Source organism: uncultured Gulosibacter sp. (assembly GCF_963509965.1).
In the GTDB taxonomy this organism is placed as follows: Bacteria; Actinomycetota; Actinomycetes; order Actinomycetales; family Microbacteriaceae; genus Gulosibacter.
On the sequence record NZ_CAUPDE010000004.1, the window covers coordinates 34,835 to 49,772 of the forward strand.

10 protein-coding genes are annotated in these 14,938 nt (G+C 61.5%); 5 read left to right on the top strand and 5 right to left on the bottom strand.

The window, feature by feature from the left end:
- Positions 1–30: 30 nt before the first annotated feature.
- Both RQ865_RS04365 and RQ865_RS04370 read right to left on the bottom strand, forming a co-directional pair.
- Entirely contained in the window at positions 31–1,410 is a 1,380-nt protein-coding gene (locus RQ865_RS04365) for an MFS transporter (protein ID WP_311477861.1), read from the bottom strand.
- Positions 1,407–2,318, bottom strand: coding sequence for a PAC2 family protein (locus RQ865_RS04370; protein WP_311477863.1), 912 nt, complete (start codon positions 2,316–2,318; stop codon positions 1,407–1,409). Before RQ865_RS04370 ends, RQ865_RS04365 begins: the two co-directional genes overlap by 4 nt.
- A gap of 145 nt (positions 2,319–2,463) precedes the next feature.
- Between RQ865_RS04370 and RQ865_RS04375 the strand changes: the two genes are divergently transcribed.
- The 3 genes from RQ865_RS04375 to sucB all read left to right on the top strand — a co-directional run bounded on the left by RQ865_RS04375 (position 2,464) and on the right by sucB (position 7,329).
- Positions 2,464–3,918 (top strand): leucyl aminopeptidase, encoded by a 1,455-nt coding sequence (locus tag RQ865_RS04375; protein ID WP_311477865.1) that lies wholly within the window; start codon positions 2,464–2,466, stop codon positions 3,916–3,918.
- A gap of 221 nt (positions 3,919–4,139) precedes the next feature.
- Positions 4,140–5,513, top strand: a complete 1,374-nt coding sequence (lpdA, locus tag RQ865_RS04380) for a dihydrolipoyl dehydrogenase (RefSeq protein ID WP_311477867.1) — start codon at positions 4,140–4,142, stop codon at positions 5,511–5,513.
- A 43-nt stretch (positions 5,514–5,556) separates the two neighbouring features.
- A complete protein-coding gene (gene sucB, locus RQ865_RS04385) occupies positions 5,557–7,329 on the top strand; it encodes a 2-oxoglutarate dehydrogenase, E2 component, dihydrolipoamide succinyltransferase (RefSeq protein WP_311477869.1) in 1,773 nt (590 codons plus the stop codon).
- Positions 7,330–7,419: 90 nt separating this feature from the next.
- On the opposite strand, the gene RQ865_RS04390 is transcribed toward sucB, so the two are convergent.
- Positions 7,420–8,922 (bottom strand): hypothetical protein, encoded by a 1,503-nt coding sequence (locus tag RQ865_RS04390; protein ID WP_311477871.1) that lies wholly within the window; start codon positions 8,920–8,922, stop codon positions 7,420–7,422.
- Between the two features lie 156 nt (positions 8,923–9,078).
- On the opposite strand from RQ865_RS04390, the gene RQ865_RS04395 reads away from it, so the two are divergent.
- The gene (locus tag RQ865_RS04395; RefSeq protein WP_311477873.1) at positions 9,079–9,786 is read left to right on the top strand and encodes a DUF4191 domain-containing protein; all 708 of its coding nucleotides are present in this window, start codon (positions 9,079–9,081) and stop codon (positions 9,784–9,786) included.
- 66 nt (positions 9,787–9,852) lie between these two features.
- On the opposite strand, the gene RQ865_RS04400 is transcribed toward RQ865_RS04395, so the two are convergent.
- Positions 9,853–10,269 (bottom strand): RDD family protein, encoded by a 417-nt coding sequence (locus RQ865_RS04400; protein WP_311477875.1) that lies wholly within the window; start codon positions 10,267–10,269, stop codon positions 9,853–9,855.
- A gap of 156 nt (positions 10,270–10,425) precedes the next feature.
- On the opposite strand from RQ865_RS04400, the gene glnA reads away from it, so the two are divergent.
- Positions 10,426–11,850 carry a type I glutamate--ammonia ligase gene (glnA, locus tag RQ865_RS04405; protein WP_311477877.1) on the top strand — a complete coding sequence of 475 codons (1,425 nt, stop codon included), beginning with the start codon at positions 10,426–10,428 and terminating at the stop codon, positions 11,848–11,850.
- A gap of 109 nt (positions 11,851–11,959) precedes the next feature.
- On the opposite strand, the gene RQ865_RS04410 is transcribed toward glnA, so the two are convergent.
- The gene (locus RQ865_RS04410; RefSeq protein ID WP_311477878.1) at positions 11,960–14,926 is read right to left on the bottom strand and encodes a bifunctional [glutamine synthetase] adenylyltransferase/[glutamine synthetase]-adenylyl-L-tyrosine phosphorylase; all 2,967 of its coding nucleotides are present in this window, start codon (positions 14,924–14,926) and stop codon (positions 11,960–11,962) included.
- Positions 14,927–14,938: the final 12 nt, after the last annotated feature.

Here is a 14,938-nt window from a genome sequence, read left to right on the forward strand (position 1 = left end):
TCCCAGACGCGTTCAGCATCCATTCACCAGCTAGTTGTCGTGCTTGCGCCGCATTTGACGTGCAACCGCCAGCCACAGCGGTGCCACTGTGACACCTTCTTCGGCCGCCAGCTGTGAGCGAGCGCGGCGCCGTTCGGCAAGCAACCCGCCAACCCCCACGACGATCATCAGCGGAATTGCCCAAAGTGCAATCTGGTAGGCCTCCCAGGTCGGCACTCCCCCGGCTGTTTGGGGCCCGAAGTCGAGCCCCAGACCGATCAACAGCATGGTGATGGCACTCGCCGTGAACCCACCGATATTGACAATTCCCGAAGCCGAGCCGTAACTGGAGGCAGGGTTGAAAGTGCGTGCGAAATCGAAGCCGATTGTCGAACCGGGCCCACACACGCCGGTGGTGATCAGCACGATTAGGAAGTACCACAGCGGCGGCACCCCCGGCCACAGAATTAAACCAATCCAAGATGCGGTCATAAAACTCGCCAGCAGGATCACAATATTCGAGCGCCGCAGCGGCCAGCGTGCGGTTGCCAGGCCGATCCAGGGTCCGGCGATCATCCCCACCGCCATCGGCACAATCAACAGCACCGCAGCGAGTTCCTTCGGTATCCCCAGCCCCTGCACCATGATCGGGTAACCCCATAGCAACGCAAACACAGTGCCCACAAACTGTGACGAAAAGTGTGCCCAAAACCCCATGCGGGTGCCGGGTCGCACAAATGCGTCGCCGAGCTTCACAAACGCGCCGCGTAGTGACACGCGACTACCTGCCGTGCGCTTCCAGGGGGTATCGGCAAGCACCACTGCCACCACAATTGTGACGATGACCGACAGCGCAGCGGTCGATAAGAACGCCACAGTCCAGTCGCTCCAGTGCAGCAGCAATGCGAATGGTACCGCCGAAAGAAACTGCCCGATCTGACCCAGATTGCTGAACCACTGCTGCATCAACGGTACCCGGCGCTGCGGGAACCAGGCCGCGATGATGCGCAATCCAGAAACGAATGTGGTCGCATCACCGATACCCACCAGGATGCGGCCAATCACAGCGATCTCGAGCATTGGCGCAAAGGCCACAACCCCCTGTCCGAGTGCCATTCCGATGGCCCCGGCCAAAATTAGCTTCCGCGGACCGAAGCGATCAAGCAGCATCCCAACTGGAATCTGCATCAGTGCGTACACCGCCATCTGCATCACTCCGAGTGATGACAGCGCGGCACCACCGGCATCAAATCGCTCGGCCGCGTCCACCCCGGCGACGCCGAGTGACGAACGCTGTGTCACCGCAATGAGATAGGCAAATAGCGCGATAGTGAACATCACCATCGGCAGTCGTCGCGGAATAAGCTGCAGTGCCGCGGTGGTTGGATTCGTAAATTCGTCGGGTTCGTTCGCGGCGTTGTCGGTACTCAATTTGTATCGTCCGACCTTGACTTCAAGTAGCGCTCCAACTCAGCCGCGATTTTTTCGGCATCGGGAAGCTCTCCATCGGCGTTGGCAAACGGGTTTTCGAGTGGTGTGCCTTTGAGAAAACCGTCGTATTGCTGTTCGAGCACCTCGACAAGCTTGGCAGCTTCTTCGTTGTCGGTGAGCGTCTCCTCAAAAGTGGCACGGAACTCACGATCACGTTCGCGCAGCGACTCGGTGGGCACCAGGATGCCGTCGACTGTGCCGAGCGCCTCGAGCAGTCGCATCGCCGCTGCCGGGAAGGTGCCGTCAGCCAAGTAGTGTGGCGTGAGCACGACGATGCTCACCACGTCAAGTTCTTGCTGCATCCGCTGGTGTTCGAGCATGTGCAGCGCGTGCGCCGGGGCCTCGACGTGTGCTTTCCACACCGACAGCTGTTCGATTGTCTCTTCGCGATTGCCAGTTACGGCCACCCGAATGGGGCGAGTGTGTGGCACTGGCATGGGGATGCTGTGGGCCCATGTCACGCCCGATACTGCGAAATGCGTGGTGATCTCATCGAGGGCTCGGGTGAACGCCTCCCAGCGAAAGTCGGGTTCAAACCCCGATAGCAGCAGGAAAGGTTGGCCGATCGAGTCGCGCAGCAACCGCAGATCGAGACGTCCGCTGCGGAAGTCACTGATGTGGTTTCCCTCGACTTTCACCAGCGGCCGCCGCGCGCGATAGTCGAGTAGTGAGTCGGTGTCGAATACCGCCACCAGTTGACCAGCATCGTCGCCGAGCATTGTTTCAACGCTCAGCGCAACGGTTCGGCCGGCATCACGGTACCCATCAAGCAGCGCCACCATCGGCAGGCCCTGTGGAACCTCGCCCCAGTGCGCCGCGGGTTCAAAAAGTGAGTCGCGACCAATCATGATGGTCATGGTACGCGGCTCGGCGAAAAAATCGGGCTGGTTCGCTGATGGCGTGACAGCTCGCGCGGCACCAACCGGATGCTGGCAGCCGCTTGGTCACGCGGGTACGGCGCTCTTTCAGCCCGGGGCGCTTAAAGTCTGCACTATGCAGATTCCTAGCTTTTCGTTGATTGATTCGACCGCGGGCACCGCTGGCATCATCGTCATCCCGGTGCTCGGTTCTGAAACCCCGCAGTTGCTGGCTGCGAACGACTATGGCATCACCGCCGAGCGCCTAGTGGCGCTCGATTTCACCGGTAAGGCTGAGGCAACCCTTCGCGTGTTGATCACCGATGGTGAAACCGAGCGCCCCGCCCTGCTGGTGGGTATCGGTGGCGAGCGTGAGCTTGAGCCGATTCGCCGTGCCGCTGGTGTCGCCGCCCGCGCGCTTGCCGAGGCCGAGCAGGTCATCGTCGATTTTGCTGGCAGCGCCGACGAGGTTGAGGCGTTTGCCACCGGTTTTGCGCTGGGTGCGCACAAGCTCGACCGCTTCCTCAGCCAGGCTGATGAGCACGACCGTGAGGTGGCATTCGTCGCCAGTGGTGAAGAGTTTGCCTCAGCCCTACTCCAGGCGAGCGTGTTGGCCGAGTCGGTTGCGCTTGCCCGCGACCTGGCCGACACTCCCCCGAGTGAGCTCGTTCCCGAAGACTTCGCCGCACTCGCGCGGGACGTGCTTGACGAGTACGAGGTTGAGGTTGAAGTTTGGGATGAGGCAGCGCTCGAAGAAGCCGGCTGCGGCGGCATCCTCGGGGTCGGCCGTGGTTCAGACAACCCGCCGCGACTCGTGCAGCTGCGCTACAACCCCGAAAACGCCGCCAAGCACATTGCGCTGGTTGGTAAGGGCATCACGTTCGACACCGGTGGCCTCTCGCTCAAGCCCGCCGGTTCGATGCTCGGCATGAAATTCGATATGTCTGGTGCCGCGTCGGTGCTTGCCACCCTGCTCGCGGTGGCAAAGCTCGGGCTGCACGTGCAGGTGACCGGCTACTGCTGTCTCGCCGAAAACATGCCTTCGGGCTCGGCGATCAAGCCCGATGATGTACTCACAATGCGCAATGGCACGACTGTAGAGGTCACCAACACCGACGCCGAGGGCCGACTGGTTTTGGCCGATGGCCTGTGCCTGGCCTCGGAGCAGCGTCCCGACCTCATCATTGATATCGCCACGCTCACCGGTGCCCAGGTAGTTGCGCTCGGTAGCCGCACCACCGGCCTGATGGGGAATACCGATGACTGGCGTGATGCCGCTGTCGCTGCCGCGAAGCAGACGGGCGAACCGCTGTGGCCGATGCCGATTCCGGAAGAGCTCGACGACGCGCTGAAGTCGAATGTCGCCGACATTCTCAATTCAAAGCCCGGCTTCCGTAAGGCCGGCATGCTCTTTGCTGGTGCGTTCCTCGAGCGATTTGTCGGTGAAGATGCTGACGGGCAGCCGCTGCCGTGGCTGCACTTTGATATCGCCGGCCCGGCCAATAGTGATAGCGCCTATGGCTACATCAACAAGGGTGCCACCGGCAACCCGGTGCGCACGCTCGTTGAGCTGATCGCTGCGGCACAGTAGCGATTACTCACACGCGCTCATAATTTGCGGCTGGTTTGGGATGCACCCGGGCCAGCCGCAGATCTTTTCTGGACTCATAATCAAGGTTGCGCAAGGTTGCGCGGTGTAGGCTGACGCGAGGTATCGGCTGAGCGCGAATTCGTGGCAGTAATCCTGCTGGCGACAAGCATTCTGCATGAGTACAGAACTTCCACAACACCCACCGAGAGGGAGCTCCAGGAGTGTCAGAACACAACTTTGATCTGGTCGTACTTGGCGGCGGAAGCGCCGGCTACGCCGCAGCCATCCGCGGTGTCCAGCTGGGCATGTCAGCTGTGGTCATTGAAAAAGACAAGCTCGGAGGCACCTGTCTGCACCGTGGTTGTGTGCCCACCAAGGCGATGCTGCACAGCGCCGAGGTGGCGGATGCAGTGGCCGATGGTGCCCGAGTGGGCGTAAATCTCAGCCTCGAAAGCGTAGACGGCGAGAAGATCGCCGCATTCCGCGAGGGCATCGTATCGGCGAAGTACAAGGGCCTGCAGGGGCTGCTGAAGATGCGGGGCGTCGAGGTTGTCGAGGGGGTCGGTCGCCTCGTTGATGAAAAGACCGTTGAGGTTGACGGTGAGCGCTATGTCGGCAAGAACATTGTGCTGGCAACTGGTTCGTTCTCGAAAACTATCCCTGGCCTTGAGATCACCGGCAATGTCATCACTTCCGACCAGGCGCTGCAGATGAACTGGGTTCCGCGCCGTGCTGTGGTGCTCGGCGGCGGTGTCATCGGTCTCGAGTTCGCGAGCCTGTGGCGCTCGCTCGGTGCTGAGGTCACCATCATTGAGGGGCTCGACCGGCTTGCTGCTGCCGAAGATGTGGCGCTCTCGAAGCAGCTCGAACGTGCCTTCCGCAAGCGTGGCATTACCTTCCACACGAACACCAAGTTCGATTCGGTCACACAGGACGAATATGGCGTACATGTGAAGACTGACAAGGGCGAGAGCATCGATGGTGATGTGCTGATGGTTGCCGTTGGTCGCGGCCCGGTAACCTCCGATCTTGGCTTCGAGCGCGTTGGGGTCAAGATGGAGCGCGGTTTCGTCACCGTCGACGAGAACCTGCAGACTTCGGTTCCCGGCATCTATGCGATCGGTGACATCACGCCCGGTCTGCAGCTTGCGCACCGCAGCTATGCTCACGGCGTCTTCGTCGCCGAGCACATTGCTGGCCTCAATCCGCAGCTGGTGAGCGACGCTAACATTCCAAAGGTCACCTACTGCGAACCGCAGCTGGCTTCGGTTGGCCTAACCGAAGCTAAGGCTCGTGAAACCCACGGCGACGATGCCGTCGTCTCCTACGAGTACAACCTCGCCGGTAACGCCAAGAGTTCGATTCTTGGCACTGCCGGTATTGCCAAGGTTGTCCGGGTAAAGGACGGCCCGGTGGTCGGCATCCACCTCATCGGCGCTCGGGTTGGTGAACTTGTTGGTGAGGCCCAGCTGATCGTCAACTGGGATGCGTATCCCGAAGATGTGGCCCCGTTGATCCACGCCCACCCCACCCAGAATGAAGTGCTTGGCGAGGCCATGATGGCCCTCGCGGGTCAGCCGCTGCACGCGGTGTAGACACTTGCTCGAGCTTGAATTTAACAATTAGGAGCGATTCCAGATGACTCAGGATGTAACACTCCCCGCGCTCGGTGAGAGCGTTACCGAAGGAACGGTAACTCGCTGGCTCAAGCAGGTCGGCGACACCGTCGAGGTAGACGAGCCACTGCTCGAAGTCTCGACCGACAAGGTCGACACCGAGGTGCCCTCACCCGTTGCCGGCACTGTCGAAGAAATCCTCGTTGGTGAAGACGAAACTGCCCAGGTTGGCGCTGTGCTGGCTCGTGTTGGTGATGGCAGCGCCCAGTCGGCACCCGCTGCTGAGTCGACACCTGCTGCAGCAGTTTCACCCGAACCCGAGGCTGAGGCTAAACCAGAAGCCGCACCCGAAGGTGCCGCCACTGAGGCGGCCACGCCCGAGGCCCAGTCATCGTCGGGCGATGCTCAGGATGTAACACTCCCCGCGCTCGGTGAGAGCGTTACCGAAGGAACGGTAACTCGCTGGCTCAAGCAGGTCGGCGACACCGTCGAGGTAGACGAGCCACTGCTCGAAGTCTCGACCGACAAGGTCGACACCGAGGTGCCCTCACCCGTTGCCGGCACTGTCGAAGAAATCCTCGTTGGTGAAGACGAAACTGCCCAGGTTGGCGCCGTCCTAGCCCGAGTTGGTTCGGGCTCGGGTACATCAGAACAGTCGGCCGAATCGGCACCGGAATCTGCTCCTACCGAAGATGCCGCACCGGCCCAGGATGCCGCACCGGTCGACGACTCAGCACCGACCCAGGAAGAACCTGCAGCATCCGCCGCTTCCCCGCAGGAACCGGAAGCCCCAGCCACAACCGCAGTACCCGCAACATCAGCGCCGGCAGCACCGGCAGCACCCAAGGCTCCCGCTGCGCCAAAGGCGCCGGTCGGTGACATCCGCTACGTCACTCCGATCGTGCGCAAGCTTGCGCAGCAACGCGGCGTTGACCTCAGCAAGATCGTCGGCACCGGCGTTGGTGGTCGCATCCGCAAGGAAGACGTCCTCAATGCCGCCGTTGAAGCGCCGGCGCCCGCCGCTCCTGCTGCAGCCGCTGGTTCGGCCGAAACCCCGACCCCGTTTGAAGTTTCGCAACTGCGTGGCACCACGCAGAAGATGTCGCGTTTGCGCAAGGTTATTTCGCAGCGAGCCGTCGAGTCGATGACGCAAACCGCGCAGCTGACTACTGTGGTTGAGGTGGACGTCACTCGGGTTGCCGAGCTTCGCAATCGCCGCAAGGCAGAGTTCGTCGAGAAGACCGGTTCGAAGCTCTCATACCTACCCTTCTTCACCCTCGCAGCCGTCGAGGCGCTGCAGACCTACCCGATCATTAACTCGTCTGTCCAGGGCGATGAGATCGTCTACCCCGGCTACGAGAACATCTCGATGGCGGTTGACACCGAGCGCGGCCTGCTCACCCCGGTCATCAAAAATGCCGCGGGCATGAGCATTGCCGACCTCGCCAAGTCGATCGATGATTTGGCAACCCGCACCCGCGAAAACAAGCTGCTGCCTGACGAACTGGCTGGTGGTACGTTCACAGTCACCAACACCGGTTCGCGCGGCGCGTTGTTCGATACTCCGGTCGTGTTCCTGCCGCAAGAAGCAATTCTCGGTACCGGTGCGGTTGTGAAGCGTCCAGCTGTCGTTCCCACTGCCGACGGTGGCGAAGCAATCGCGGTTCGATCGATGGTGTATCTGGCGCTCAGCTACGACCACCGCATCATCGACGGTGCCGATGCCGCTCGATTCCTCGCCCAGGTGAAGCACCGCCTTGAAGAGGGGGCATTCGAGGGGAACCTCGGTATTTAACGTCAGCTGCGTACCGCCGCCCAGAAGTTGTGGGTGGATCACCCCGGTGGTCCACCCACAACCGTTTTCGGCACGTCGACCGGGCCGGGTTCATTCAGCGTGAAGCCACACCTCACGCAACCGCCACCCGTGATCGAGGTCACGCATCACCGCCACTGCAGCATGCCCATCCGCGCTGCGATAGAGCTCAATATCTCCCAGATCCGTGCTTTTGTGCCACTGTCCGACAGTGATCATGCGTTCGTGCTGCTGACCGGCGCCGATCGCTTCAACGTCAATCTCGAGCCCGGGCGCAGCGGCCGCGTACACCTCGTTAAGGCACTCAGCATCCCCCGCTTCCAGGCAGGCGTTGCGCCGCTGAACGAGCTCTTCTACAGCTGCGGCCGAATCATCGGCAAAATGCGTTGCACCGTCACCGCCAGCAGCATGCTCGTCGGTGGGAGGTGCTACTGCCGAGGTGCCAGCTGTTTCCACTGACATCACCCGACCACCCGTGTCGAATTCGACAGCTCCTACCGCGCTGGCACCCGGGTCTGCTGCATCCGCGCTGGCGCCGGCGGTTTGTAGCGCCACGCTCGCCATCACCGTGGCTGCACCAATTGCAGCCACCACCAGCCAGATCGCCGGCCGAATTGGTGCGGCCAGCCGTCTACAGCGCTCGACAAACGGCTCGACCGCAGCAAAGCGCCTACGCGAAGTTTTCGCCACCAGCGGCTCATCATCAACTCCCCCGGTCGCCAACGTGCCTTTACAACCGCCAAACTGCTCTTGCAGGGCCGCGGTTTCACCCCGAGGCTGCTCTCGTGTGAGTGGTGGTATAGCCGTGGCTGGTGTCCAGCGAAACAGCGCGTCAAGCAGTGCGGCAGCCGCCTGGTCGTCAGCGACACCGCTGCGCAGTCGATCAACTGCCTGGCGCAGTGTCGATCCGGCAGCGGTCGAACACTGCGCCAGCAATGCGTCGGCGATCTGTCCGAGCGCCCGCAGATCGGCCCCAACCTGCAGATCGCGGCGCAGATTCGACAGTTTTGTCAGATCGGTAGCGGCATGCCAATCGCCCAGCTGAGGCCGGCCCGACTCATCAACGTAGCAGCAGCGCAAACTGAGTTCGCCATGAGCTAGCCCGCTGCGATGCGCCAGCGACACGGTCTCGGCAATCGGCACCAGCATGGTGACAATACTGCCGGCATCGAGCCGAACGCCATTGGCCACATACTCTGCGTAGTTTGTCAGATAGTGCAGCGGATAAATCGCAATGCGCCATTGTTCAGTGGCGGGCACCTCTTCGGCTCGGCAGACGAAATCGGCCGCGAGTCGGCTACGAACCTCGCACTCGGTCAGGAGCGCTGCCGACTCAGCTACGGGCACCACCACCGCACGGCGTTCGAGATAGCTGATCGTTGTGGGATCCACGGTGATAAATGCACCCCAGTGCCCGCTTGCAACCGGAGCCGCATCACCGCGCTCCCCCACAACCGCAAACTGGGCACGTCCGCCCGCATCATCACTCAGCCTGCGCACCAACCGCCAGCCAGCGATTACCTCGCCCAGCTGCGGCTCGGCTGCCTGCCGGTGTCGTGTAGTAGTGCTCGTCATGGCAGCCAAGTGTCGTCGATGATCCCGCGGCGCCGCCGCGACAATGAGGTCGCTGTGGAAACTCGAGTTGCCGCTGGGCTGTGGAAACTGCGATCTCGCTCACAGCGCACGTGAGGTTTCTACCGACGTGACTGATCCCACCTAGAATTGAGAACTATGGCGAAAACATCGAGCGCACAGACGCAGAAGCAGCCCGGACGCATCCGGCAAATTATCGACATCGTCAAGATGACAGCCAAATACGACAAGGTCGCGGTGGTGTTGATGATCGCGGCCGTGGTGCTCCCGATCGCTGCCGGTGCACTACTGGTTGTGTTTGTGTACCACAACAACTGGGTCATGTGGATCCTGATGATGCTGCTGTCACTGCTGGTGGCGCTGCTGCTGTTCATGATGACCCTCAACCGTCGAGCCGAGCGCGTTGCCTACAGCCAGCTCGAGGGCCAAAAAGGAGCCTCGGGTGCGGTGCTCTCGTCGGGGCTTCGGGGCCAGTGGAAGACCAGCGAGACCCCGGTAGCCATGAACCCACGCACCCAGGACGTTGTGTTCCGGGCAGTAGGTAAACCCGGCGTCGTGCTTGTTACCGAGTCGGATAGCGCCGCGTCGAAGAAGCTACTGGCTGATGAACGCCGCAAACTGCAGCGGATATTGCCGAACGTGCCGGTGCACCACATCCTCGTGGGCCAGGGCGGGATCAAACTCGGTCAGCTGCGCCGTGAACTGAGAAAACTCCCGAAAAAACTGAACCGGGCCGAAATCCTCGCCGTCGACAAGCGACTCGCATCGCTGCAACAGTCGTCGCTGCCAATTCCGAAGGGCATCGACCCGAACCGGGTTCGCCCCTCGCGTTCGCAAATGCGCTAGTCGCAGCCAATGGTTCGGTGGTGGTCACTTGTCTGGCCACCACCATTTTCGTCAACCGACTCTTGTCTACTCGGCAATATAGCGACGAAGTACAAGCCCCGAGAGCACGTCATGCGCACCGCGCTGGTCTTGGTCGGTAATCAGCGCGGGAACCACAACCACCACGAGAGTCTGTCGGATCCAGGGACGCCACCACCCCGGGGCCTTACCTGCGATCGTGTTCAAACGCATCCCGCACAGCAGATGCCCGATCGAGCCGCCAAAGAGGGTGATGGTCAGGGCCGTAATGACCACGAACAAGACCATGATGGCTGCCGGGTGATAGTCGAAAAACTGCCAGGACAGCAGGCAGGCAAGCCCCCAATCGATCATCAGCCCAACTATTCGCCTTCCGTAGCTGGCGATCGATCCCGGCCCTTCTTCGGGCAGCCCCAAGCGCTGCCCCGGGTAGGCGGATTCTGGTGCGGTGGAGGAGTTCGACATGACTTGAAGTGTATTGCTCAGCAAGATTTCCTGCATCGGGCTGAACGTCATTGAAATGACGACCCGTATCATTGATTCATGCAAGGCGGGCCACAGGTGTTGTGGCACCGGGCTCGTTTCGGCATTACGCCCAACCCGCACAACGACTGGAGAACAATGTTCACCACGCCCGCAGAATTGATGACGTTTATTAAAGAGAATGCGATCGTCTTCGTCGACGTTCGGTTCTGTGACTTGCACGGGGTGCAGCAGCACTTCACCATCCCGGCAGACTCTGTGGACGATGAGTTCTTCTCGGTAGGGCAGCTATTTGACGGCTCTTCAATCGCCGGCTTTGCGCAGATCAACGAATCAGATTTGCAGCTGATCCCCGATGTGTCCACCGCATACGTTGATCCCTTCCGTGCCGAACCCACACTCATCGTAATTTTCGACATCTACGATCCGCGCACCGGCGAGATCTTCCACCGCGACCCCCGCCAGGTGGCCAAGAAAGCTGAACAGTACCTCGCTTCAACCGGTATTGCCGACACCGCGTTTTTCGCTCCCGAAGCCGAGTTCTACCTGTTCGACAGCGTTCGTCATGACGTCAGTGCCCACCGCAGCTTCTACGAGGTCGACTCCGACGAGGGGTACTGGAACTCGGCTGCCGAAGAGGACGGCAACAACCTTGGCAATAAGATTCCACTGAAGCGCGGCTACTTCCCCGTGTCACCCACCGACAAGCAGGCCGACATCCGCGACGCGATCTCGGTGACCCTCATGGAGGCTGGTCTGCACCTTGAGCGCGCCCACCACGAGGTGGGTACCGGTGGCCAGGCAGAGATCAACTACCGTTTCGACACTATGGTTCGCGCAGCTGACGATCTGCTCAAGTTCAAGTACCTCGTCAAGGGCGTAGCGCACGACTGGGGCAAGGTCGCCACCTTCATGCCCAAACCGCTCGCCCACGATAACGGTTCGGGAATGCACACCCACCAATCGCTGTGGAAAGACGGCACTCCGCTGTTCTACGACGAGGCCGGCTATGCATCGCTTTCCGACACCGCCCGCTGGTATATCGGTGGCGTCCTCAAGCACGCGAACGCCTTGGCCGCTTTCACCAACCCGTCGTCGAACTCGTACCGCCGCCTGGTGAAGGGTTACGAGGCCCCGATCAGCCTGGTGTACTCGCAGGGCAACCGTTCGGCCGCCGTTCGCATCCCCATCACCGGCGCCAATCCGAAGGCCAAGCGCATCGAGTTCCGCGTTCCTGACGGTTCGGCCAACCCCTACCTCGCGTTTGCCGCGCAGCTGATGGCAGGCCTTGACGGTATCGACAACCGCATCGAGCCGATCGCACCGGTCGATAAGGATCTTTACGAGTTGCCGCCCGAAGAAGCGGCCGACATCCCCCAGCTATCGACCTCGTTGATCCACTCGCTGCGCGCGCTCGAGGCCGACCACGAGTTCTTGCTCAAGGGTGGCGTGTTTACCGAAGACCTCATCCGCACCTGGATCGATCTGAAGATCAACTCGGATGTGGCGCCCCTGGCCGCACTTCCCCACCCCTTCGAGTTCGAGACCACTTTCGGTTGCTAGTGACTGACCGAATGCGGTAACAGCTCACACAATATGACCGCTGTGGCACAGCTTTAGCTTGTCCACAGCGGTCATGTTGTTGCCACACCAACTACGCTTTGCTGCGGAGCTATTCGTCTCCGTAAAACAGCCGTTCGAACACCTGCCGCGAACGCCGCGTTGCCTCGAGATAGTCGTTCTCGAGATCGAGACCGCTACCCGCCGAATATCCCAGAAGTCGCGCAACGCCCTCGAGTTCAACCGGGTCGGATGGCAGCACATCGGTCTGGGTGTTGGCAAACAGGTACACGGCCGAGCGGATACGTGACGCCAACAACCAGGCTCGCCTCAGCACCTGCGCATCTTCGGGGGTGACCAGCTCAGCGTCTTCCGCCACCGCGAGCGCGGTGAGCGTCGACGTGGTGCGCAGTCCGGGAATATCGTGGGCCCGGTTGATCTGCCAGGTTTGTACGAGCCATTCCACGTCGCTGAGTGATCCGCGACCGAGTTTGAGGTGGCGGCGCGGGTCGGCGCCGCGTGGCAGGCGTTCTGATTCGACTCGGGCTTTGATGCGGCGAATCTCACGCAGATCGGTTGTGGCAAGCCCATCGGCACGGTAGCGGATTGGTTCGGCCACGGCAGTGAAATCGTCGCCGAGCGGCACGCTGCCAGCTACCGGGGCGGCCCGCAACAGTGCCTGAGCTTCCCAGCTGAGTGACCAGCGCTCGTAGTAGCTGCGGTAGGCGTCCAGCGAACGAGCCAGTGGCCCGGCCTTACCTTCGGGGCGCAGTGCTGCGTCAAGGTCGAGCGGTAGTCGTGGATCGCTGGTGAGTTCCATCATTCGCTGAATATGCTGCTGCGCCCAGCGCTGTTCATCGCCGTACTCATTGCCTCGGTACACGAATATGACGTCGAGATCCGATCCGAATCCGAGTTCGGCACCGCCGTAGCGGCCCATCCCGATAATGGCGAACTCGGTATCGGGGTGTGGGTTGTCGTCGAGCAGTCGGGCGCTGGCGTCGGCAGCGCGAATGGTGGCGGTGGCGATATCGGTGAGTCCCTGAGCGGTCTGGTCGATGTCGTTGATGCCGAGGATGAACCCGATCGCCAATCGGAGCACCTCCCGCCGCCGCATAGTGCGGATGATTCGCGCGAGGTCGTTCGTTTGTCGATGTCGTTTGAGTGCGCCCGCGAACTCGATTTCGAGTGCTTCAAGGCCGGTGGGTTGCAGTCGGTCATCCGAATCGAGCCACCGAACCGCTTCGGGAAAGAGTTCGAAAAACGCCGCACAGAATCTGCTCGATGACAGCAGCGCGCACAACCTTCGGGCGGCAAGGTTGGAGTCGCGCAGTAGCCGCAGATACCAGGATGCTTCGCCGTTTTGTTCCGAGAGTTTGCGAAACGCCAGAAGCCCCTGGTCGGGGTTGGCACCACGGCCCAGCCATTCGATAAACACCGGCAGCAGGTGCCGCTGCATTGTTGCGCGTCGTGACACACCCCGCACAAGGGCATTGATGTGGTTGAGCGCGCCCTGCGGGTCACGATAGCCGCTGGCACGCAACCGCATTTCTGCCTGTGCACTGGTGAGCTGGAACGATTCGCTGGGTAGGGCGGCTACGGCGCTCAGTAGTGGCCGATAGAACACCTGCTGGTGTAGACCCCGCACGCGTCGGCGCACCTCATTGAGTTCTGTTTGCAATTGAGCTGCCGTGCCGAGACGGGCGCCGCGGGCAATGATGCGTAGTTCGGCTTCTGAAACCGGCAACAGGTGGGTGCGACGCAGTTGGCGCAGCTGGATGCGGTGTTCGAGCAGCCGAAGGAAACGATAGTCGTTGATGAAGTTGGCACCGTCATCGCGGCCGATGAACCCCTGTGCAACAAGAGCGCTGAGCGCGTCGAGTGTGGAGCGAACCCGCAGTGAGGTGTCGGTGTGTCCGTGCACCAGCTGTAGTAGCTGCACTGTGAACTCGATATCGCGCAGGCCGCCGGGCCCGAGTTTGAGTTCGCGCTGCACCTGGTCGGTGGGAATGTTCGCGATCACGCGTTCGCGCATTGCTTGCACCTGCAGTACGAAGTCGTCGCGTTCACTGGCCTGCCATACGAGTGGTTCGATGGTCTCGATGAACGCGGCGCCAAGTTCGTTGTCACCGGCCATCGGGCGCGCTTTAAGCAGGGCTTGAAACTCCCAGTTCTCGGCCCAGCTTTCGTAGTAGCGACGGTAGGCGTCGAGCGTGCGCACGAGGGCGCCCTGGCGTCCTTCGGGACGCAGGTTGGGGTCGATCTCCCACAGGCCGGGTTCGATGGCTGGCGCTTCTATGATGCGCATCATGCGTCGCGCAATTGCCGTGGCGATTTCTGTGGCCTGGGTGTTGCTGAGTTCGCTTTCGGGCTGCGCTTCGGCAACGTACAGGACGTCGACATCCGACACATAGTTGAGTTCTTGGGCGCCGCATTTGCCCATTGCGATCACCGCGAGTCGAACCTGCGCCACCTGCGAGGCTGGGAATTTTCCGAACCCGGGGGTTTCACACGACACCTCGGCGCGGGCAAGTTGCAGCGCGGTTTCAACGGTCGCATCGGCCAAGTCGGCAAGCACGCCAGCGATGCGGTGCAGTGATACTGCCGGATCGTCGAGGCGTAGGTCGTAGAGCGCGATCCAGGCCAGCACTGAGCGGTAAGCGATGCGTAAGGCGCTCACCGCGGCTTCGCCGCTGGTGTCGGCCACCGCGTCCTGCATGGCGCTAAAAACCTGGGCCCGGTTGGGCAGCTCGTGTCTGCGAGCATGAATCCATTCGAGCCGATCGGGATGCCGGCGCAAAAACTCACCAAAAGCTACAGATGCCCCCGTGAGTGTTGCCGCGCTACGCAGCATCCGCAACTCCGAATGCCAGGCCTCGTGCAGCTGCGGGTTACGTTCGAGGATGCGCCGCAGCGCCGCGACCGCGCCGTCGGGGTTTGCTGTGGTGTTGCCGATGACTGCCAGCACTGCCTCGCTGTCGATGCTCAGCAGTTCGGCGATTGCCGCGATGTCTTCGAGTGCCGCAGTCGGATTGGAATAACCGAGGCGGATGAGTTCGGTTCGGGTTGCGGTGCGCACGGCCACCTCCGT